Genomic DNA, 22,125 nt, shown 5'->3' with positions numbered 1-22,125 from the left:
TACTTGGTTCCGTGCTGCTACTTGTGCTGCTTTCACTACTTGGTTCCGTGCTACTGCTGGTGCTGCTTTCACTACTTGGTTCCGTGCTACTGCTGGTGCTATTTTCACTACTTGGTTCGGTAGTACTACTTGTACTGCTTTCACTACTTGGTTCCGTGCTACTGCTGGTGCTACTTTCACTACTTGGTTCCGTACTACTACTTGATTCCGTACTACTACTTGTGCTGCTTTCGCTACTTGGTTCCGTGCTGCTACTTGTGCTGCTTTCACTACTTGGTTCCGTAGTACTACTCGTGCTGCTTTCGCTACTTGGTTCCGTACTACTACTCGTACTGCTTTCACTACTTGGTTCCGTGCTGCTGGACTCCCCTGGTTCACCGGTTCCGCCACCACCGCCACCATAGCGTGGCGTATAGCCAGTAATACTGCTTGTTCTTGGCACATCATTGACCAAAGCATCAAGGATGCCCCGATTGGTATATTGTTCCAATGAACCATCCGTTTCTGTTTTGTAGGTAATGTAGATCCGTTCCTCTGTATCCCGCAAAGGAATTTCAAAGGAGCCGTCACTATTTAAAACGATCGGTACTTGCTCGACATACGTTGGGTTGGAAACGCTGGGTCCATAGACCACTCGAGCACTCGTACTGACTAGTGTCTGATGAGGACCTAAAAAGTCAATAAACGTTCCATCTTTGATCGTCACTTGGTCCGTGTCAAACGAGTTGATATACACTCGCCAATCAATGATCCGTTTGGGTTGTTGCGTACCTAAATACAGTCCTTGTTTGGTGAGTAAGGCACCCTCCCCTGAATCATCCACTGCTTGAATAAAAATAGGCACCGATTGCGTCCCATTTGCCGTTTCAAAGTTGATGTTGTTGATCTGATTTTCTATCACGTCATCACTGAACTTTGTCCAAAAATAAAAGTCCCCATGTACATTGGTATTTTGTTCGACAAATTCCGTGAAAACAAAGGTCAGCTGATTGCCAACTTGGGAAACATTGACCACTAAGTTGTTATTTTCATCGTATAAAGCATACGTATTATTAACGCCTTCAATCTCAGCTGGCAAGGTGACGGTCGCTTTGTCACCTGCTTTTAAATCACCTAAGTCCTCCAAACTCCAGGTCATATCTATTTTGAAGGAATCATCCTTTTCAATACTTGTGATGACCTCGTTGCGGCTATTAACGATCGATACATTTGTGATCAGCTTGGCACCCACATCGGTTTCCCCATAAACAACCCGCATACCAGCAAAAACAGGAATCAACAGCAGCAAGACAGCAAATGCTTTTCCTAAACGTTTGATCATTGGTTTCCTCCCTTAAGTGAGCGCTTAGCTAACCCCATCGGTCACAGCAATTACTGTACTCGACATGAATATTTTCATTAACAGTTGTCTTTTCGTTTCACGGTGAGAAAAATAGACTTCCAGTTGCCACATTCTTGCCGCGTATCAGCGACTGCCTAATAGAATCAGTGTTAACTAATTTTATCTGCTTTTCGGTGATTTACACAATTAAAACGCTTCATTGGTGAAAGAAAATAACAATGCAGCAAGCAAAAAACCAAATCCCAATCCGTGTGGATTGAAAGGGATTTGGCTAAAAAATAAATCACTCTGTCGGATCGGCGATTCGATCAATTTGCTGGAAGTACCGGTACTGACAAACAAAGTAAAAAACGATTTGGAAAATCAAAAAGAGACTAACGATCACGCCATAGTATTGCCAAACAGGCAATTCTACTAAAATACGCAAAGCGGTCATTGCCACCGCAAAATGGATCATTGCCACGACTGTTGGCAAGAAGTACATCACTTGCAGCTGGCGTCTCAGAACGTTGTGACGCTCCTTGGGCGACACACCTAAAATATGCAAGGAACGATGATACGCACCATCTTTATCTAAATCTGCAAATAAACGGAAATAGATAATCGAAGCGGAGAAAATAAAGAAAACCGAACCTAGTAATACCGTGATCATTAAAATGATGCCATTTCCTTGACGATTTTCTTGGAAAACTTGGTATTTCGAGGTATAAGACGTACGCATCGGAATGTCTTTTGCCGCTTCTGACCACTCTTCATCTGTATAGTCACCTTTGGCTTCAAACTCCCGACTGAGTTCTTCGTATTGCTGATCGATCAAGGCATTTTCTTTATCTAACTTTCCATTGAAATCAGATACCAATTCAGGTGTTTCAGCCCATTCTGGATAGTCTAACCAAATAAAACCAGATTCCATATCATCGTTAGATTCTTGTAAGAGAGCTTGCCATTCCTCAAAGGTCTTATCTGTCACAACTGACAAACCAAAGTGATTCAGAGAAAGCATTGAGGGGCTGTGGACAATCGTAATATCCTTTTTTATACCGGTTTCTGATCCCAATTCGATTGGATAGATACTTGTGCGTTCGTTCTCAGGGACTTCTAGAAGCTGTTTTCGACGTGAATAATTAGCACTAAGTGTCATTATTTGATTATCTGCAACGGAATCAGCTTCCTCACCGATTTGTTTCATCATTTTCTGATAGTCGCTTTCTCGCATAATTGAAAAGCCATTCGTCGTATAAAATGAATCATTCATAACTGCAGATTCATCAAGATTCGCATAGGCCCATAGTAAGGAAACACTATCCGTTACAGGTGAGTACCCTTTTTCTTCTATGGCAGTTTTAATTTCATTCATTTTCCCCTCAGAATGATCGAGGTCTTCTGGCCCAGACCACGGGAACACATAGGCTACACTGATTCCTTGGATCGAAGAAAAAGAAGAACTGCCGATCGCCAGCATCACGGAAATCCCAACGAATGCCACGGAGGTACTAATAGCGATCAGACTATACATCGCCGCATTGTCTCGCATGCGAAAGATCCATTCGCTGATAGTCAGCATCCGAGTCCCTCGTAAGAAGGTCGGGCGTTTTTTTAATCGTTTCAACAGAAATACGCTGAACTGATGGAATGACAAAATCGTGCCTGCAACAGTCAACAAGACTCCTAGCATAAGTGGCAGCATTGAGTACGTTTGGTAGCTAAAATAAAAGACCGATCCATAGCCAACTAGTAACAGCACAATTCCTGAAAATGCCAATGCCCAATGACTTTTTGGCTCAGGACGTGGTTTTTCATTTTCCTTGATCAATGAGATGATCTGTTCTCCTTGCAAGGTCCGAGTACTGAAAAAGGAGATCAAGAGGAAAATAAAGACATAGATCCCAAAGGTCAATCCTAAACCTTCCATAGGAACCATAAATTTCAGTCCTTCTGTTAGATACATGACATTTTGCGCAATCAGCAGCAACAATTTCGTCACTAAAATCCCCAACCCAATACCGGTCACTGTGGCACAGGTTCCTAAAAGGGCATTTTCGACAAACAAAATCTTTCGCAGATCTTTTTCTTCGATCCCCAAAATCAAGTAGATCGCCAGATCACGTTTGCGTCGTTTCAAAAAGACCACAAATGTATACCATAAAAACAACAGCGACAGTAAGGCGATCACCACGAGTGCGACGGATAGACCGACCTTAGCTAAGCTTGAAAGTGTATCGCTATTAGATAAGTTTTCTTCCAATTGCGGATGAAAGAGCAAAAGACTAAAGATATAAAACACCATCGCTGCAAAAGCGCTGCTGACGAAGTATGCTGCATAGGTTCGAAAATTTCCCCGCAGATTACGAATGATCAACTGTCTGAAATTCATGACGGCGACCTCCTAAATGTGCTAGGACTTCAAGAATTTTTTGATAAAATTGCTGTTGATCAGCACCACGATAGACTTCGTTATACAGCTTTCCGTCTTTGATGAAAACGACCCGATCAGAAAAGCTGGCGGAATACGGATCATGGGTGACCATCATAGTGGTGACTTTTCGCTGTTTGTTCATCTGACTTAGTATTTCCATGACATCTCGTGCTGCCTTGGAATCAAGATTACCCGTCGGTTCGTCTGCTAAAAGCAATTCTGGTTGATGGATCAAAGCTCTAGCAATCGCAACTCGCTGCTGCTCTCCACCGGAAAGCTGATAGATGCGTTTGTCTTTTTTCTCATAGATCCCAAGTTCACGTAATAGCTGCTCCGAACGTTCTTTCATCTCAGGAACTGCCACCCGATCCAATGTCAGTGGTAAAATCACATTCTCAAGCACGCTCAATGGCGAAAGTAAATTGTAGTTTTGAAAAACAAAGCCTAGTTGCCGACGACGAAACTCCGCGAGTTTTTGCTTAGATAATTCTAGTGGCTGCTCTCCCTTGAGGATCACCGAACCTGAAGTCGGTTTATCCAATGTTGCCACCAAATTCAGCATGGTGGTCTTGCCACTGCCAGATGGACCCATAATGCTGATAAATTCTCCTTCTGGCACTTTGAGATCGATTTGTTGTAAAACCTCAACAGACACTTCCCCTGTATAGGTTTTCGATACATTTTTCAATTCTAGTAAAGCCATCATCTTCACTCCTTTGCTACCAGTTTAGCAGGCGGCACCGCAATCAGTTATCGATTTCATGATAGAAAGCTTACAAAATTGTAAGAAAGCCTTCACCTCCGAAATGTTAAGGTAACTGTCGTGCCTTGATTCTCCTTAGAGGCAAGCGACACATCGATATCTAATTGCGTACTGATCGTTTCAACTAAATAAAGACCGATCCCAGTTGCCTCTCCTGTTTGCCGCCCATTCTGACCTGTATAAAAGGGGCGAAAAACTCGCGGGAGATCCGCTGTTGCAATCCCGCAGCCTTCATCTGCGATCGTTAAGCTTCTAGAAAAAGGATCGATCTCAAAATAGACTTTACTGTCTGGCTTTGAGTACTTGATGGCGTTGCTGATGAGTTGAAAGAGCAAAATACCTAGCCATTTTTTGTCTGTTGTCACCGTGATATCTGCTTCACTCATCAGCTTCGGATAGACTTCACTGCGAATAAAATTTCGCTTCTGGTCACCGATACTGTGTTTTAACAATTCCAACAATGAGGCTGATTCGATAACGAAGTCCTCCGTGAAATCTTCCAAGCGCACAAAATTCAGCGCAGTCGCCAAGCCACTTTTTAAGCGATCTGTTTCAGCCAAAAGATCATAGCTATCGACTTCTTCACTTTCAGCCATTAGCGCCAAAACTGAGACAGGTGTTTTCATTTGATGAACCCAGATATTCATGAAACGAATATGATTTTGATGGTGCTGATCTAATTCTGTCAGCCGCTCTTGCTCTTGCTGTTCATGGGCATCGAACTGCTTGCGCCATTGCTTGGAAAGGTAGCCATTGCTTCGGTGTGTCGCTCTTCCATGCTTGATATACTGATAAAACGCAGTATTGGAAAGGTAATCTACCAAATAAATAAGAACAATGAACAGCCCGAATAGAAGCAGACCATAACCAATTACGAGGTAATTTCGATAGCCATCCAACCAAATCACTAAAACGAACAATGAAATGGCTAGGAACGTAACGAGTAGTTTAGGTAAATGAACACTTGCATATGCTTTCATTCTTCCGTACCTATCACTGATAAAGCGTAGCCCTTTCCGCGAATCGTTTGGATCGGATCATTGATGCCCATTGCCGCCAGTTTTTTTCGCAAACGGCCGACATTGACAGAAAGCGTATTGTCATCAACGAAGCGCTCATCATCCCATAATAGATTTAAGATCCGTTCCCGTTTGACCATCTCTGGGTGTGCCGACATTAACAGGGTCAATAATTCTCCTTCTCGAACAGTCAGCCATTCACTGGCTTCACGATAGACTATCTTCAATGCTTCGGGATAGTAGATCAATTCGCCAGCTTTCAAACTTCTCGCCCGATCAGACTGTGCATAATCCCCGTAGACTCTACGAATGTGGCTTTTTACTTTTGCCAGCAGCAAATCATAAGAAAAAGGTTTGACTAGATAATCATCAGCACCATATTCTAGAGCCATCACTTGATCCATATTGCCGTCACGGGCGGAGATGAAGAGAATTGGAACCAACGAGCGTTCCCTGATTTTTTGGCACCAATAAAACCCATCATAATAAGGAAGATTGACATCCAACAAAACCAAATCAGGTTGGATCATCAAGAATTCATCTAAAACCGCAGCGAAATTTTCTGGAACAAAGGTTTGATACGCATAGCGGGATAATTGATTTTCCATCATTTTGACTAACGATTTGTCATCTTCGACCACGAATATTTTCATATAAATCCTCCTGTTTTCTCTAAAGTTTACCAAATCTGTGTGAAAAAAACTGCAAAATTCCAGCTTTTTTAAAAAAAGTGTACTTATTTATTGTAAGCAAAATTATTTTATAGTATACTACATTTTGTGATTAAAACTTACTTAAAGTAAAGGTGGAAAAAAATGAAAAATATTTTAGTTGTTAAAGCCAATAACCGTCCTGATGGAGTATCTGCAAAAATGTTTGATACGTTCGTTGAAAATCTTGATACCAACAATGTGGACGTTGTAACCTTTGATGTGTACGCACAACCAATGCCTTATATCGGTCAAACGTTATTTGAAGCATTTGGCAAACTTTCACAAGAACAAGAATTAAACCAAGAAGAACAAGAATTGATGACTGTCCGTCAAGACGTGATGAACAAATTCGCAGCAGCGGATACCATCGTTTTCGCTTTCCCAATGTGGAACTTAACGATTCCTGCTGCCTTGCACACATTCATCGACTACATCTTCCAAGCTGGCTTTACTTTCTCTTATAACGAAGATGGTTCAATGAACCAATTATTGAAAGACAAAGAAATCGTTCTATTGAATGCCCGTGGTGGTGTTTACTCAGGCGAAATGAGCGCAATGGAAAACGCTGTAACCTTTATGGAAAAAGTTTTCGGTGGTATGTTCGGCATGAACATCACAGAAGAAGTAATCATTGAAGGCCACAATGCAGATCCTTCTAAAACAGCAGAAATCATTGCTGAAGGTTTAGAACGCGTAGCAGCAGCTGCGAAAAAATTCTAATCATTGCTATCGATCAACTCCTCAACAAAGCGCTATTGCTTGTTGAGGAGTTTTTTTATCCAAAAACGTAGCTCGTCTATGGATCGATAAAACAAAGAGTCCCCTTAGAACACAGCGGTCTAAGGGGACTCTTTTTATTTTGATGCTTTCCAATCAACAGGCAACAGCTCTTCTAGCGTCATGATTTTTCCTGCTGCGATCATGACCTGCGTGTTATGGTTGGCAGGATCCAGCTGGCTGATGAATTCACGGCAACGACCACAAGGTGGGATCGGCTCACCTACCGAATTGATTGCAACCATCTGTAACACCCGCTGTTGACCATCAGTGATCATTTGCGCAGCCGCAGCCTGTTCGGCGCAAAAACCCATAGAACAGCTGGTATCGATACAGATCCCTGTATAAATCTGTCCATCTGCAGTAGCCAGAGCTGCCGCAACACTCCCTGCTTCTGCAAATTGAGAGAGCTGTCTGAATCCCAGTTTTTGTTTCGCGGCATCGATCAGCAACTGAAAGTTCATTTTTCTTCCTCCAATAATAAGCTGGCTCATGGTTAAATGAACCGTTTAAGCACCCGCCATGATTTTCGTCAATAGCTCAGGATCAAAGGTCTTTTCCCGCAGCATCGCGATTTCATAGCCATAAGGGGCTTTTTTATTCTTTTTGTCTTCGCCGACATAAGGTGTTTCCAAAATTTTCGGTAACGCTGATAATTGCTCATGATGAACGATCTTATTCAAGGCTTCAAAGCCGATCGTGCCAAAACCAATATTCGCATGTCGGTCTTTGTGGCTGCCCTGTGGATTTTTTGAATCATTGACATGGATGACCTTCAAGCGATCCAACCCGATGATTTTGTCAAACTCGTTTAACACGCCGTCAAAGTCTTCTTTGACATTGTAGCCAGCATCGTTCGTGTGACAAGTATCTAGTGTAACGGATAATTTTTCATTTAAGGTGACACCATCGATAATTGCTGCCAATTCTTCAAAGCTGCGACCAATCTCGGTGCCTTTACCTGCCATTGTTTCTAATGCGATCTGGGCAGTTTGATTTTTTTCAAGGACCTCGTTCAAGCCTTTAATGATCTGCTTGATCCCAGCTTCTGGTCCTGCACCGACATGGGCACCGGGGTGCAATGTGATTTGAGTTGCACCTAAAGCTTGGGCTCGTTGGATTTCTTCTTGTAAGAACGAAACAGCAAAGCCAAAGTTTTCTGGTTTGATGGTATTGCCTAAATTAATGATGTACGGGGCATGGACGACGATATTCGAAATTCCTTTTTCCGTCATAAAATCTTGTCCAGCTGCGATCTGCATCTCTTCGATCGGTTTGCGCCGCGTGTTTTGCGGAGCTCCGGTATAGATCATAAACGTAGTAGCTTGATAGCTAGCTGCCTCTTCTGCTGCTCCTAAAAGCATTTTTTTGCCGCTCATTGAAACGTGTGAACCAATCAACATTTTTCTTTTCCTCCTAAATCTAGTCTTCTCTATTATCGATAAAAGCGCCTTGTAAAGCGATTATTTTGCTCATTGCCGTATTTTTTTATCAAGCGAGTCCAAATAACATCAGAACACCCGTCATTAGCGGCATACTTATCAAAAAGCTAATGGAAGAAACGAACCCCACCGCTTCTTCCTCCATTCCAGCAATCACGGAATTAATGACACCGAATAAAGGAATTGGAGCAAACACTAACAAACAAAGAACTGGCTTTAATAAAACTGGGATTGGTAAAACATAGAAAGCTGCGAACAGCACGAATGCCAGTCCGTACCGCAAGCTTAAAATTTTGATCACTGTTTGGGTGGTGTGCTTCGGTAAGCGGAAATCCAAAAATAAGCCAATCATAAACATGGACAAAAACGTATTTGCGATCCCGATTGGTTGGACAAGCGCCAATGCCGCTTCGGGAATCCTCCAATCCGCACTGCGGATAATCAGCATCACTAGATAAATAGTAAACGTTGGCGAACGCAGGAGATTCAAAAAGATTTTCCCTGGTTCAAACGTCGTCCGCTTTCCAATCAAGAATTCGATGAAAATCGTCGTTCCCCCTGCCAACATGATACTGTTCCCCATATCAAACAGCGAAATCAGCGGAATCCCTAAAGGATAAAAGCTTTGGGCAAAAGGAATCGCAAAATTGCCGATATTAAAGCCTGAACCGCAGTACATCGCAAACTGCTGCAGCGTGTTCGATTCTTTTTTGGTTAAGAAAAATGCGAAGAGGATCTGGACGATCGTAATGATCAACGCGATCACAATCAAACTAAGCGCACTGACTTGTACTTGCATTGAAGCTAAATTCAAAATGATTGCTGCCGGCAACGTCACATTCAAAATAATTTTGGATAAGATCGAGCCATCCGCTTTTGAAAGGACATTTAGCCGCTTAAGAAAATACCCTAAGAAGATCATGGCAAATAAACCGGCGGCATTCAACACTATATTTCCCATTCCAACAAAAACCCTTCCTCTACAAAAATTTGAAAAAAGCGAACCAACAAGGCGGTTCGCTTTTTGCGATTAAAATGTTAATAAGAAATATTTTTTCTTGCCACGACGAATCACGACGTATTTTCCACCGATCCGATCACTTGCTTGGAGCTCGTACGTTAGGTCTTGGACGCGTTCCCCATTGATGTAGATGGCACCATTTTGAACGTCTTCTCTTGCTTGACGTTTTGATGGTTCGATTTTAGCAGTCGTCAACACTTCAACGATGTTCAAAGAATCATCTGCTGTTACCTGATGGCTTGGCACCCCTTTGAAGCCTTGTTCGATCTCTTCAGCGTTCAATTCTTTGATATTGCCACTGAATAAACTTGCTGAGATGCGTAAGGCTTGTTGATAAGCCTCTGCCCCATGAACCAAAGTAGTGACTTCTTTTGCCAAAGCTTTTTGTGCTGCTCGAGATTCTGGTGCAGCGTTAAATTCTGCTTCGATCGCAGCGATTTCTTCTAATGATAAGAAGGTGAAATATTTCAAGAATTTGACTGCATCACGATCATCCGTATTGATCCAGAATTGGTAGAACTCGTAAGGCGTCGTTTTCTTGGCATCTAGCCAAACCGCATTGCCTTCTGTTTTCCCAAATTTCGTTCCATCTGCTTTTGTGATCAATGGCATAGTCAAACCGAACCCTTGGACTTCACGCTCACGACGTAATAATTCGATCCCAGAGGTGATATTCCCCCATTGATCGCTACCGCCTAATTGCAACAAGCAACCGTGGTTGTCGTAAAGATTCAAAAAGTCATAGGCTTGTAATAGCTGGTATGCAAATTCCGTGTAGGAGATCCCAGTTTCGATCCGACGTTTGACACTTTCTTTGCTCATCATGTAATTGATGGTAAAGTTTTTCCCAGTGTCGCGCAAGAAATCAATCAGTTTCAATTCCCCTAGCCACTCATAGTTATTGGCAATGATGGCAGGATTTTCTTGGTCATCAAAATCAATGAAGCGAGATAATTGGCTCTTGATACTTTGTGACCATTCTAAAACGGTATCTAGTGTGTTTAATTGACGTTCTTGATCTTTAAAGGATGGGTCACCGATCATTCCTGTACCACCGCCTACTAATGCAATCGGCACATGTCCGTTTTGTTGGAAACGGCGCAACATCAAAATAGGCAATAAATGACCAATATGCAGGCTATCTGCGGTAGGATCAAAGCCGATATATAGTTTCACAGACTCTTCATTTAATTGTTTGGTCAAGGCTGCTTCGTCTGTGGTCTGATGAACTAATCCGCGTTGCTTTAGCTCTTCAAAAAAGTCTGTACTCATTCTTTCTCCTCCTAATAATTGCTTCATTGTTCATCTTAACTGAAAAAGAGGTCAATGAAAAGTCTTTCTCTCAAAGTCCTTTACCAAAAAAGAAACTTTTAGGCAAATCCGTTCATTTTCCTTTATTATCGCTGGTTCAATACAAACACCAACTGGTATTTTCTCGCACACTTCTTTCGATAACAGATAGGGTGCTACCCAAGCGCCTTGTTTTTTGCTATAATTACACGGAATCTATTCTAATTTATTGAGGTGACTCTTTTTGTCCCAGAAAACGAAAAATCAAAAGAATACAGAAAACAAAAATAGAGGCTGGTTCTATTTCAACATCAGTCTTAGGGTTTTACATGCCTTGTTCTTAGTTGCTATTTCTTTGCTGGTTCTAGGCGGTTCTTTAGCCTTAGGGATCGGTGCCGGCTACTTTGCTTTTCTTGTGGAAGATACCGCAGCTCCTTCTAAAGATGAGTTACAAAAAGAATTGACCGACATCACAGAAACTTCTCAACTCGCATACGCTGATGGCAGCAAAATCGCAACGATTCGCTCGGATCTAATGCGAACGTCGGTTAATTCCGATCAAATTTCAGATTATTTGAAAAAAGCGATCATCGCAACAGAGGACGAATATTTTAATATTCATAATGGGGTCGTACCAAAAGCAGTCGTGCGGGCATTATTATCAGAAGCGACAGGCTTTGGCGGCAGCGGGGGTTCCACTTTGACCCAGCAGCTGGTAAAACAACAAATCCTTTCCAGTGAAACGACCTTTAAACGCAAAGCCAATGAGATTTTATTAGCCATGGAAGTGGAGAAATTTTTCGATAAAGATGAGATCGTCACTATGTATTTAAACATCTCCCCTTTTGGTCGAAACAATAAAGGGCAAAATATCGCAGGTGTGCAAGAAGCGGCGCAAGGAATTTTTGGCGTCAACGCAGCTGACCTGTCTTTACCGCAAGCAGCCTTTATTGCGGGTCTGCCACAAAGCCCGATCGTCTACAGCCCTTATACAAATACGGGTGAGATCAAGGAAAACTTGACCGCTGGCTTAGAACGAAAAGACTTCGTGCTCTTCAGTATGTATCGTAACCACGATATCACGAAAGAAGAATACGAAGAGGCGCTTAATTATGACTTGAAGCAAGACTTCAAAAAACAAGAAGCCATTGAACAAACGGATCAAAGCTTCCTTTATTACACTGTGTTAAATGAAGCAAAAGACATTATTGCCAAACAGCTGGCAGATGAAGATGATGTCAGTGACGAAGAATACGCCAAAGAGGAAACCTATCAAAAATACTTCGAATTGGCGCAGCAAAAACTTGTTAATGGCGGCTATACCGTCACATCAACGATCGATAAAGATATTTATAATGCGATGCAAGATGCCGTCGACAAATACGGCTATATGCTAGACAACTGGGGTGACTCCACCATCGAAGTCGGTAATGTCATGATGGACAACGCCACTGGGAAAGTACTAGGCTTTATTGGCGGTCGTAACTATGCTGACAATCAATTCAACCATGCCTTTGATGCCAAACGCCAAGCAGGTTCAAGTATCAAACCCATGCTGGTTTACGGACCGGCGATCGAAAGTGGCTTAATGGGCTCTGAATCGATGGTTTCTGACTATGCCGCAAAATGGCGGACAGGAGAAAACGCCGGTGAGCCGATCGTCAATGCCACAAACCGTGGAACCAATACTTTTATGTCGATTCGTGAATCATTGGAGGTTTCCAGTAATATCGCAGCGACAAATATTTTCCAAGATCTTTGGGAAAAAGAAGGCGATCATTTTTATGCCTACACAAATTATTTAAGCAAAATGGGCTATCCCGAAGATAATAGCTGGGCGTATGAATCAGCGCCATTAGGGGTTACAGATGTCACAGTCTTGAATCAAACGAATGGCTTCCAAACATTTGCCAATAATGGTGTTTATCAGCAAGGCTATATCATCGAATCAATCAAAGACAATGAAGGCGAAGTGCTTTACCAGCATGAAGCCAAACCTGTCCAAGTCTTTTCAGAAGCGACGGCTTCCATCATGACCGACATGATGCGTAGTGTCATCGATGAGCAAAAAACCAGTTCCTTTAAATCGGTTATCAGCGGATTGGATTGGAACCTCGGAAATGCCGATTGGGTCGGAAAAACTGGTTCCACCAACAACTGGTCGGACTCTTGGCTAGTCGTCTCCACCCCATCGATCACCATCAGCAGCTGGTCAGGTCGAGATGACAATAAAGGGACCGATAGTGCTGCAGGAACTCGGACAGCCAACTATATGGCTTACTTGATCAATCGTATTTATCAAACAAACCAAGAAGTCTTTGGTGTGAATCAGAAGTTTGAACTTTCTAGTGATGTCAAAAAAGCTCAAGTTTCCAAGTTTACTGGTACCCAACCAGGAGGAACCGTGCGAGTCGATAATCGAACCTATACCAATCCAAGCAGTACCGTTACTTCGTATTGGGCCACTGGCGGACCAGATACGGTCGATTTCAAATTTGGACTCGGTGGTTCAGATGCAAACTACGCTGACTATTGGAGAAAAGCATCTTCTAGCCGTTCAACAAATCGTTCGTCGAATACATCATCGAATAACGCATCCAACAATGTTACACCTACGGCAAATGATGAGGATGACGATGAGGAACAGCAAGACAATAATCAACAAAATACCAACAATAATGATGACTGATCAGCCTTGTGCTGATCAGTTTTTTTATGCAAAAAAAGTGTGAGGAGAAAATCCATAGATTTTCTCCCCACACGAACGATCGTTGAAGCAAAAAGTGGAACAACAAGGCGTTGTTCCACTGATCGTTTGATCAAATTGCTGCTTATTTCGTAGAGCTTTTTTCTGAAATACCGTAAGGCAAGACGATCGTTTTTTGTTCTACATCTTCTTTGTTCATCATTTTTGTCAATAGACGCATCGCAACGGCACCCATATCATACAATGGTTGCGTCACGCTTGATAAGCGTGGACGAGCTGCTTCAGCCAATAATGAATTGTTGCTGGTGATGATCTCGAAATCTTCAGGAACTTTAACACCTTTGTCTAACAAACCATCTAAGACACCGATGGCTAACTCATCGTCTGTGACATAAGCTGCTGTTGCACCACTGTTGATGATGCGATCAACTAAGGCTAAGCCTTCTTTAAAGCTGTATGGTGATTCAAAGATCAACCCTTCAGAATAGTCAAGGTTGTTTTCTTTCAAGGCTTCTTTATAGCCTTTCAAGCGGTTTTGGCCATTGATTGGATCGATCAAAGCACCGCTGACAAAAGCGATTTTTTGATTGTTTTTCGCCAATAATGAAACAGCATCTTTGGCAGCTGCTGTGTAATCGATATTGACACTTCCTACTTGTTCATCAGGATCGATCGAACCAGCTAAAACGACTGGTGTTTTTGAGCGAGAGAATTCCCCGCGAATTTCATCCGTGATGCGATGACCCATGAAGATAACGCCGTCCACTTGTTTTGCTAACAAGTTGTTCAAAACGTTGACTTCTTTCATCGTATCGCCATCAGAGTTGGCTAAGATGATATTGTATTTATACATGGTCGCTACATCATCGATCCCACGAGCAAGTGATGAGAAGAACATATTGCTGACATCAGGAATGATGACACCAACAGTCGTGGTCTTTTTACTTGCTAACCCTCGAGCAACTGCGTTTGGACGATAATCCAAGCGGTCGATCACTTCCAGCACTTTCTTACGAGTTGCTGGTTTTACATTTGGATTTCCGTTGACTACCCGTGAAACAGTTGCCATCGATACATTCGCTTCCCGTGCAACATCATAAATCGTAATTGTTTGTTTTTCCATGATATATCTCCCTTATTCTATTTTCAGAAAATCTTATTTACATTTCTTTGTTAGGATAGCAAATTTTTTCCGTATTTGCAACCGTTTTAATTTTGTTTTCATGAAAACTTAGCAATTTCCTACTTTCCCCTCCCCTATTCTCTTCGAAAGCATGATAAAATAGAAAAAGAATACTTGAAAGAAGGTTTTATCAAATGAATGATAAAAAAATCAATGAGTTAAATGGCTGGTTGAAAACCAATGGCGCAGATGTTGCCTATATTTCTAATCCAGCAACGATCGCTTATTTTTCAGGTTTTAAAAGTGAACCTCATGAACGGGTCCTTGCTTTGTTTGTCGCACCTGGAAAAGATCCCTTTCTTTTCACACCAGCTCTGGAAGTAGAAGAAGCAAAAAATAGTGGCTGGCCTTTTGACATTATCGGTTATCTCGATAGCGAAGACCCTTGGGCGAAAATCTGTCAGGAATTGACCTCTCGTTACCAAGTTTCTTCCTTCGCACTAGAAAAAAATGACCTTTCCGTCGAGCGCTATGAAGCATTGAAACGGTTTTTGCCACAGACCGATTTTTCTTTAGATGTGACTCCGGTCATTCAAAAAATGCAGTTAACCAAAACGGCTGCTGAAATTGACACCTTGCTAGAAGCTGGCAACTGGGCAGACGTTGCTTTTGAGATTGGATTTGCTGCCATCAAAGAAGGCGTCAGCGAAATGGCAATCGTGGCGGAAATTGAGTACGAGTTGAAAAAGCGTGGGGTTTCCCATATGTCCTTCGATACGACGGTGTTAGCTGGTGCCAATGCAGCCAGTCCTCATGGCGTACCTGGTGACCGCAAAGTGACTGCCAATGAACTTGTCTTGTTTGACCTAGGGGTCGTTTGGAAAGGATATTGCAGTGATGCAACCAGAACGGTTGCCTATAAAGAACCGACTGCATTACAAAGAAAAATTTATGACATCGTTCTTGAAGCTGAACTAGCAGCGCAAGCAGCGGTCAAACCTGGGATTACCGCTGGAGAATTAGACAAGATTGCTCGTGATGTGATTACTGGCTATGGCTACGGCGACTACTTCAACCATCGTCTAGGTCACGGCATCGGGACCACGGTTCATGAGTTCCCCTCTTTGATCACTGGCAATGATTTAGTGATCGAAGAAGGCATGTGCTTCTCTATCGAACCGGGCATTTATTTACCAGATCAGGTCGGTGTCCGCATTGAAGACTGTGTGTATGTCACAGCAGATGGCTGTGTACCTTTTACCAAAACAGCAAAAGAATTATTGATCTTATCTTGATTTTCCTAATGAAACGGTGCAACATGTTGGCATTACATGAAAAGGAGTGTTCTTATGAGTAAAAAAGTGTTGGTTTTAGGCGGTACGCGTTTTTTCGGTAAATATTTGGTCCAATCACTAATTGATCAAGGATTGGACGTGACGATCGCTACTCGAGGGAACACGAAAGATTCCTTTGGCGATCAAGTCAACAGAATCATCTTCGATCGCACGGACGAAGAAAGTATCAAAACAGCATTAACAAAAGAAACCTATGAGGTCATTTTTGACAATATTGCTTATACTTCCAACGACATTGAGATTCTACTGCGTCATGTCACACCGAAGCGCTACATCGTTACTAGCTCAATGTCTGCGTATCATGAATTACACTTCGATTTGATTGAAGCGGATTTTGACCCTGCTAAAGAACCCTTCAGACTGGTCAGCTCTGAGGAGGTCGATTATGCACAAGGCAAGCGAACCGTGGAAGAGATCCTGACCCAAAAATACAGTCAGATCCCGTCCGTTTTTGTCCGCTTTCCTTACGTGATCGGTGCAGATGATTATACAAAACGTTTTGCCTTTTACATCGACCATCTGATAAAGCAAAAGCCAATGGCTGTCGATAATCTAACGCATCAAATGGGCTTTGTGGATGCCCAAGAAGCTGGTAAATTTTTAGCGTTTCTAGGTACTAGCTCGTTCACAGGACCCATCAATGGTGCGTCAAAAGGTACAGTTTCCTTAGAAGAAGTGCTGCAATACGTAACGAAAAAAACTGGTCTTTCCCCGCTCTTTTCAGAAACAGGCGATCAAGGCCCTTATAATGGTACACCTGCTTATTCGATCAATGTTGGTCTCGCTGAGGAAATTGGCTTTCCATTCAGTCACCTGCAGGATTGGCTCTATCAACTTTGCGATTGGGAAATCACCCAAGCATCAAACGAATAACTACCAAAATCACAAAAAACGTTCGCCGATTTAACTGGCGAACGTTTTTATCTTTTGAAGTAATCAAATTTTTGTATCCTTACTTATGCTTCAGGATTGTTTTTTTCTAATGTATCTTTTAATTCTTCTTTCGCATCTTCTAAGTCAGCTTTGGCATCTTTTGCTTCTGCTTTCGCTGTTTTTTTGGCATCATCTGCTGCTTTTCCAGCTTCTTTTTTCAAATCAGCTGCGGCTGCTTGACCGTCTTTTTTGGCTTCTTCAACTACAGGTTTTGCTTCTTGTGCTCCTTCTTTGACGGTTTGTTTCATATCCGCTGCAGAAGATTTTGCATCAATGATGATATCTTGCACCGTGTCATCAGCGTCTACTTTGGCATCTTTCGCTGATTCTTTGACCTCGTTCGCTGATTTTTTGAAGCGTTCTGATAGGTCACCTGCTTGTTTCTTTAACTCTTCAACGGTTTCTTCTGATGAACCAGCTGCTGTTTCTTTTAAGTCATCGACTTTCGCTGTTAAAGAACCGGTGAAGTCAGATGCTTGCTCGCTTAATTTTGCTGCTTTATCTTTAGCGATATCGACAAGATCCGTACTTCTTTCTTTGGCTAAATCACCATAATCAGATGCTTTATCTAATAAATCGTCTGCTTGTTTTGCTAATTTATTTCTTAATGTTTTACCAGATTCTGGCGCCAACAAAAGTGCTGCTGCTGCTGCCGCTGTTCCTCCGATGATTGCTCCTAATAAAAATCCGCCTTTTTTACTCATTGAAAGTCCTCCTTTTATTTTTGGTTATTTTTGTCTTTGAAAAATTTCATGGCTGTTTGACCGACTTTTCCAGCTACCGTTGCTTTGGCAGTGGTCCGGCCAAGACTACCCACGCGCGTAATTAAATTTTTTCCAGAAACATTTAGTTCTGAAACACTGGTACTTAGATCTGCAACTGCTGTGAACAAAGGATCGATGGTTGCGACTTTTCCGTTCACATCTTGTAAAAGCTCATTCGTTTTTACCAATAGACCTTCAACCTCTTTTGAAAGAATATCAACGTCTTTGGTAATGACACGGATGGTTGTATTTGCCTCTTCGACCGTTTTGTCTACTTTGGTCATTGTCTTGCTGACTTGCATCAACAAACGAACGACGAAAATGACCAATACGACAAATGCGATCGCAGCAATCAATGCAGCTAGTTCTCCTCCTGACATAGAATGGCTCCTTTCCCCATTTACTTATATTAAGAATAGCATTTCACTGCACTTTCTACAAATAAAAGACTGCATTTTTAAGAAAATTATCCGCTTTCAACGAGAAATAATAAAAAAACAAAGCAATTTCATCAGAAATCGCCTTGTTTAGGAGTTTTTGTTATTTTTTTGACGCTTTCGGTGCTTCTTTGACTTCTTTTTGAGCCGGAGCTAGTTCTTTTCCTAACTCGATCAAATACTCTTTCAAGCTGTCTTTGACTTCAGGGTGCACTAGACCATACTCGATACTTGTTTTTAAGAAACCGAATTTGTCTCCAACATCGTAACGCTTGCCGGTAAATTGATGAGCAAACACGCGTTGGGTTTTATTTAATGTGTCGATGGCATCCGTCAATTGGATCTCGCCACCAGCACCTGGTTCTTGATTGGCTAAAATATCAAAAATTTCAGGGGTCAGCAAGTAGCGGCCAATAATTGCTAAATCACTTGGCGCATTTTCTGGCGCTGGTTTTTCAACAAAGTTTTTGACATTGAACAAGCCTTTTTCAACTTCCATACCAGGATCAATGATCCCGTATTTTGATGTATCTTCATGAGGAACATCCATGACAGCGATCGTTGATGCATGCGTTTTTTCATAATTATCGATCAACTGTTTCGTCAACGGTACTTGATCTTCCATCAAGTCATCACCTAGCATAACTACAAACGGTTCATTTCCGACAAATGCCCGAGCCTGTAATACGGCATGGCCTAATCCTTTCGGATGAGATTGGCGAATGAAATGAAGATTTACGTCAGTTGTTTCTTCCACTAATTTCAAAAGCTCCATCTTGCCTTTTTCTTTTAGATTCATCTCTAATTCTAAATTGGCATCGAAATGGTCTTCGATTGGACGCTTTGCTTTCCCTGTTACGATCAAAATATCTTCGATCCCCGATTGTAAAGCTTCTTCCACGATAAACTGAATCGTTGGTTTGTCAACGATCGGCAACATTTCCTTTGCCATTGCCTTTGTAGCTGGTAAAAATCGGGTACCCAGACCGGCTGCTGGGATAACTGCTTTTTTGACATTCATGTGACTCGCTCCTTTAATCATAATGATTGATCTACCGAAAATTCGTTTTCTTCTTTGCCGTCTCGCAGCATAATATCTTTCGCTGCTTGCTTGATGTCTTTGCCTTCATACAAGACCGAATAAATCGTTTCTGTTATTGGCATTTCCACCGACAAAGCTTCTGCTAATTCGCGGGCAGCTTTTGTGGTTGAAACTCCTTCAACGATCATCCCCATATTGTCTAATACTTCATCTAAGCTATGGCCTTTTCCTAATAGGTTTCCTGCACGCCAGTTCCGTGAATGGACACTGGTACAAGTGACGATCAAATCGCCAACCCCACTCAATCCGATAAAGGTTAAAGGATTGGCACCCATTGCCACACCAAGACGACTGATTTCTGCTAACCCACGGGTCATGATCGCTGCCTTCGCATCATCCCCAAAGCCAAGTCCTGCGATAGCACCGGCACCAATGGCGATGATGTTTTTCAAAGCGGCGCCAGTTTCGACACCGATCACATCGTTATTCGTGTAGATTCTAAAGTAATCATTCATAAATAGCTCTTGTACATACTTAGCAGCCGCTTCATTTTCTGAAGCTGCCGTGATTGTGGTGATATCATGGACAGCGACTTCTTCCGCATGAGATGGTCCTGACAAGACAACGATTTCTTGCCGTTTATCAGCTGGGATCTCTTCGGCAAGTACTTCTGAGATTCGTTTATGACTGCCTTGTTCTAACCCTTTTGAGGCATGGATAATGACTGGCTTGCCAGTTGTTTTCTTAGTGAATTCTTGTGCCACGGCACGAATCGCTTTAGTTGGTACGACAAACAAGACGGCATCTGCCCCTTGGATCGCCTCTTCTAAATCTTTACAGCCTAGAATATTTTCAGGAAGCTTCAGATCTGGCAAATAATGCCGATTCGTATGATACGTATTGATTTCATCGATTTGGGCGGGATTGTTCCCCCAAATAGTCACTTCATGTCCATTTTCAGACAAGACTTGTGCCAAAGCAGTCCCCCATGATCCGGGACCTAAGACGGCGATTTTCTGTTTCACTATGGAAACCTCCTCTATCCTTTTCGCAAATTCATGCACTTCATCATTTTACCATAATTTCGATAAAATAACTGTTTAGATAATCGCTTGGTTCTTACCAAAGCTGCGGTTGTAATCCTTTAACGCTTGTTTTTTCCTGCGCCAGATCATTAAAGCGATCGCTCCGAAGAACAATAAAGCGGAAAGTGCCTGTGACACACGGATTCCACCAAATAAGTATAAACTATCGGTACGCATTCCTTCAATAAAGAAGCGCCCGAATCCATACCAAATCAAGTAGCTCAAGAAGACTTCGCCTTCTTTTAATAACCCAGTTTTCTTACGCAAGAAGATCAAAACAATAAATCCAATCACGTTCCAAACCGATTCATAAAGAAAGGTCGGCTGCCGATACGCTTCATCGATATACATATTATCGATAATGAATTTCGGTATATACAAACTTTCTAAGAAGGAGCGGCTGACTTCAGCGCCAAATGCTTCATGGTTCATAAAGTTGCCCCAACGCCCAATGCCTTGTGCCAATAAGACACTTGGTGCGGCGATGTCTAAGAAGGTCCAGGGAGAAATAAAATTTCGTTGGCAGAAAAAGTATAGCCAGATCCCCCCGGCGATCAGTGCGCCGTAGATCGCGATCCCACCAGAGCGAATATTGAAAATTTGACTTGGGTCATCAATGTAGTATTGCAAGTCAAACAGAATATAATAAAGCCGCGCACCAATGATCGCTACTGGCAATCCAATCAACATAAAATCAGTCACATCATCTGGCTTGAGCCCGACACGAACCGCCTCTCTCGTGCTTAACCACATAGCAATGATCACGCCTGATACGATAATGATCGCATACCAATAAATCGGCAAACCAAATAGTTCAAATGCGACTCGATTTACTAAACCTAACATCTATCTTATCCTCTCTAGTTTCCAGAATTTTCTTCGATCAATTGCGTCAATCGGTTTTCAAAGGTCTTCGTTGCATCGTAGCCCATCGTTTTCGCTCGGAAATTCATGGCAGCGACTTCGATAATGATCGCAACATTTCGACCAGTTTTTACGGGGATCTTGATTTGTGGTACATCGACGCCACCAATTTCAACCGTCGTATCATCGGTTCCTAGTCGATCATACTTTTTGTCTTTCGCCCAAGCTTCTAAATACACCGCTACTTGAACCTGCATATACCCTCGTACGGCACTGGCACCAAAAAGATTCATGACATCGATGATCCCGATTCCGCGGATCTCGATCAAGTGCTGCAAGATTTTTGGCGGTTCCCCTACCAAAGTCAATTCATCTTGCTTATACACATCCACCCGATCGTCAGCGATCAATCGATGCCCACGTTTGATTAACTCTAAGGCTGTTTCGCTTTTCCCAATTCCGCTATCGCCTTGAATCAAAACACCTAGCCCATAGACATCCACTAATACCCCATGGACACTGGTTCTTGTGGCTAAGCGTCCATCGAGGAAACTAGAAAGCTCTCCTTGCAGACGTGAGGTTGAGATGGGCGAACGCAAAATTGTGATCTCATGTTCTTTGCAGGCTTGAATCATTTCTGCTGGTACTTCCAAGCCGCGAGAAACGATAAACCCTGGGGTATCCTCGGCACACATTTTGCGCATCACCATCAAGCGTTCTTCTGGCATCATCCGTTCCGCAAAGGTGATCTCTTTGCTGCCGAATAATTGCAGACGATCATGGGAATAGTAATTAAAATAACCCGTCAATTCCAAACCAGGTCGGGAAATATCGCCGGTAATGATTTTTCTTTCTAAACTGTTTTCAGTTCCTTCAACTATCTCTAAATTTAAAGCCTCCGCCAGCTCGCTGACTTTGACGGTTTCTGCCATAGGTTTTCCCTCTTTTCTCAATGATTCTTGCCGCTGTTTCTTGTAAACGACACTCTGGTTCTATTTTATCATTCTATCAGTAAAGTTACTACCTTCGCCA

20 protein-coding genes are annotated in these 22,125 nt (G+C 42.4%); 4 read left to right on the top strand and 16 right to left on the bottom strand.

The window, feature by feature from the left end; genetic code table 11:
- The 5 genes from A5867_RS08150 to A5867_RS08130 form a co-directional block, all read right to left on the bottom strand.
- Positions 1–1,321, bottom strand: a 1,321-nt coding sequence (locus A5867_RS08150) for an Ig-like domain-containing protein (RefSeq protein WP_087627336.1), incomplete at its 3' end; no start/stop codon positions are given.
- Between the two features lie 304 nt (positions 1,322–1,625).
- Complete coding sequence (locus A5867_RS08145; protein ID WP_087627335.1) at positions 1,626–3,716, bottom strand: ABC transporter permease; 2,091 nt, start codon at positions 3,714–3,716, stop codon at positions 1,626–1,628.
- Positions 3,688–4,464, bottom strand: a complete 777-nt coding sequence (locus tag A5867_RS08140; protein WP_016610278.1) for an ABC transporter ATP-binding protein — start codon at positions 4,462–4,464, stop codon at positions 3,688–3,690. Before A5867_RS08140 ends, A5867_RS08145 begins: the two co-directional genes overlap by 29 nt.
- Before the next feature lie 89 nt (positions 4,465–4,553).
- Positions 4,554–5,501, bottom strand: coding sequence for a sensor histidine kinase (locus A5867_RS08135; RefSeq protein WP_087627334.1), 948 nt, complete (start codon positions 5,499–5,501; stop codon positions 4,554–4,556).
- A complete protein-coding gene (locus tag A5867_RS08130) occupies positions 5,498–6,193 on the bottom strand; it encodes a response regulator transcription factor (RefSeq protein ID WP_087627333.1) in 696 nt (231 codons plus the stop codon). Before A5867_RS08130 ends, A5867_RS08135 begins: the two co-directional genes overlap by 4 nt.
- A gap of 162 nt (positions 6,194–6,355) precedes the next feature.
- On the opposite strand from A5867_RS08130, the gene A5867_RS08125 reads away from it, so the two are divergent.
- Positions 6,356–6,973 carry an FMN-dependent NADH-azoreductase gene (locus tag A5867_RS08125; RefSeq protein ID WP_005225804.1) on the top strand — a complete coding sequence of 206 codons (618 nt, stop codon included), beginning with the start codon at positions 6,356–6,358 and terminating at the stop codon, positions 6,971–6,973.
- A 134-nt stretch (positions 6,974–7,107) separates the two neighbouring features.
- On the opposite strand, the gene A5867_RS08120 is transcribed toward A5867_RS08125, so the two are convergent.
- The 4 genes from A5867_RS08120 to tyrS all read right to left on the bottom strand — a co-directional run bounded on the left by A5867_RS08120 (position 7,108) and on the right by tyrS (position 10,765).
- Positions 7,108–7,494, bottom strand: coding sequence for a cytidine deaminase (locus A5867_RS08120; RefSeq protein ID WP_087627332.1), 387 nt, complete (start codon positions 7,492–7,494; stop codon positions 7,108–7,110).
- A 45-nt stretch (positions 7,495–7,539) separates the two neighbouring features.
- On the bottom strand, positions 7,540–8,433 hold the full coding sequence (locus tag A5867_RS08115; protein WP_005225802.1) for a deoxyribonuclease IV: 894 nt from the start codon (positions 8,431–8,433) through the stop codon (positions 7,540–7,542).
- Positions 8,434–8,521: 88 nt separating this feature from the next.
- A complete protein-coding gene (locus A5867_RS08110) occupies positions 8,522–9,433 on the bottom strand; it encodes a transporter (protein ID WP_005225801.1) in 912 nt (303 codons plus the stop codon).
- A 69-nt stretch (positions 9,434–9,502) separates the two neighbouring features.
- Positions 9,503–10,765 carry a tyrosine--tRNA ligase gene (gene tyrS / locus A5867_RS08105; RefSeq protein ID WP_087627331.1) on the bottom strand — a complete coding sequence of 421 codons (1,263 nt, stop codon included), beginning with the start codon at positions 10,763–10,765 and terminating at the stop codon, positions 9,503–9,505.
- Positions 10,766–11,027: 262 nt separating this feature from the next.
- Here tyrS and A5867_RS08100 point away from each other — a divergent pair, with 262 nt between their 5' ends.
- Positions 11,028–13,472, top strand: a complete 2,445-nt coding sequence (locus A5867_RS08100) for a transglycosylase domain-containing protein (RefSeq protein WP_034868505.1) — start codon at positions 11,028–11,030, stop codon at positions 13,470–13,472.
- A 142-nt stretch (positions 13,473–13,614) separates the two neighbouring features.
- Here A5867_RS08100 and ccpA read toward each other — a convergent pair whose 3' ends face one another.
- On the bottom strand, positions 13,615–14,613 hold the full coding sequence (gene ccpA, locus A5867_RS08095; RefSeq protein ID WP_008378470.1) for a catabolite control protein A: 999 nt from the start codon (positions 14,611–14,613) through the stop codon (positions 13,615–13,617).
- 194 nt (positions 14,614–14,807) lie between these two features.
- On the opposite strand from ccpA, the gene A5867_RS08090 reads away from it, so the two are divergent.
- Positions 14,808–15,908 carry a Xaa-Pro peptidase family protein gene (locus A5867_RS08090; RefSeq protein WP_087627330.1) on the top strand — a complete coding sequence of 367 codons (1,101 nt, stop codon included), beginning with the start codon at positions 14,808–14,810 and terminating at the stop codon, positions 15,906–15,908.
- Positions 15,909–15,962: 54 nt separating this feature from the next.
- Positions 15,963–16,841: an NAD-dependent epimerase/dehydratase family protein gene (locus A5867_RS08085; RefSeq protein WP_087627329.1), complete on the top strand. Its 879-nt coding sequence runs from the start codon at positions 15,963–15,965 to the stop codon at positions 16,839–16,841.
- A gap of 83 nt (positions 16,842–16,924) precedes the next feature.
- Here the strand turns inward: A5867_RS08085 and A5867_RS08080 are convergent, their stop codons facing one another.
- From A5867_RS08080 to hprK, 6 genes are all read right to left on the bottom strand, one after another.
- Positions 16,925–17,605, bottom strand: coding sequence for a YtxH domain-containing protein (locus A5867_RS08080; RefSeq protein WP_087627328.1), 681 nt, complete (start codon positions 17,603–17,605; stop codon positions 16,925–16,927).
- Between the two features lie 14 nt (positions 17,606–17,619).
- On the bottom strand, positions 17,620–18,045 hold the full coding sequence (locus A5867_RS08075) for a DUF948 domain-containing protein (protein WP_005235398.1): 426 nt from the start codon (positions 18,043–18,045) through the stop codon (positions 17,620–17,622).
- A gap of 160 nt (positions 18,046–18,205) precedes the next feature.
- A complete protein-coding gene (gene galU / locus A5867_RS08070) occupies positions 18,206–19,123 on the bottom strand; it encodes a UTP--glucose-1-phosphate uridylyltransferase GalU (RefSeq protein ID WP_087627327.1) in 918 nt (305 codons plus the stop codon).
- A 17-nt stretch (positions 19,124–19,140) separates the two neighbouring features.
- Positions 19,141–20,169 carry an NAD(P)H-dependent glycerol-3-phosphate dehydrogenase gene (locus A5867_RS08065; protein WP_005225792.1) on the bottom strand — a complete coding sequence of 343 codons (1,029 nt, stop codon included), beginning with the start codon at positions 20,167–20,169 and terminating at the stop codon, positions 19,141–19,143.
- A 75-nt stretch (positions 20,170–20,244) separates the two neighbouring features.
- A complete protein-coding gene (lgt, locus tag A5867_RS08060) occupies positions 20,245–21,075 on the bottom strand; it encodes a prolipoprotein diacylglyceryl transferase (protein WP_010748008.1) in 831 nt (276 codons plus the stop codon).
- A gap of 14 nt (positions 21,076–21,089) precedes the next feature.
- Complete coding sequence (gene hprK / locus A5867_RS08055) at positions 21,090–22,025, bottom strand: HPr(Ser) kinase/phosphatase (protein ID WP_087627326.1); 936 nt, start codon at positions 22,023–22,025, stop codon at positions 21,090–21,092.
- Positions 22,026–22,125 lie beyond the last annotated feature (100 nt).

The sequence above is a fragment of the Enterococcus sp. 6D12_DIV0197 genome, from assembly GCF_002174385.1.
GTDB classification, from domain to species: domain Bacteria; phylum Bacillota; class Bacilli; order Lactobacillales; family Enterococcaceae; genus Enterococcus_D; species Enterococcus_D casseliflavus.
Note: the sequence above shows the minus strand (reverse complement) of the source record. Positions and strands in the feature narration are given on the sequence as shown.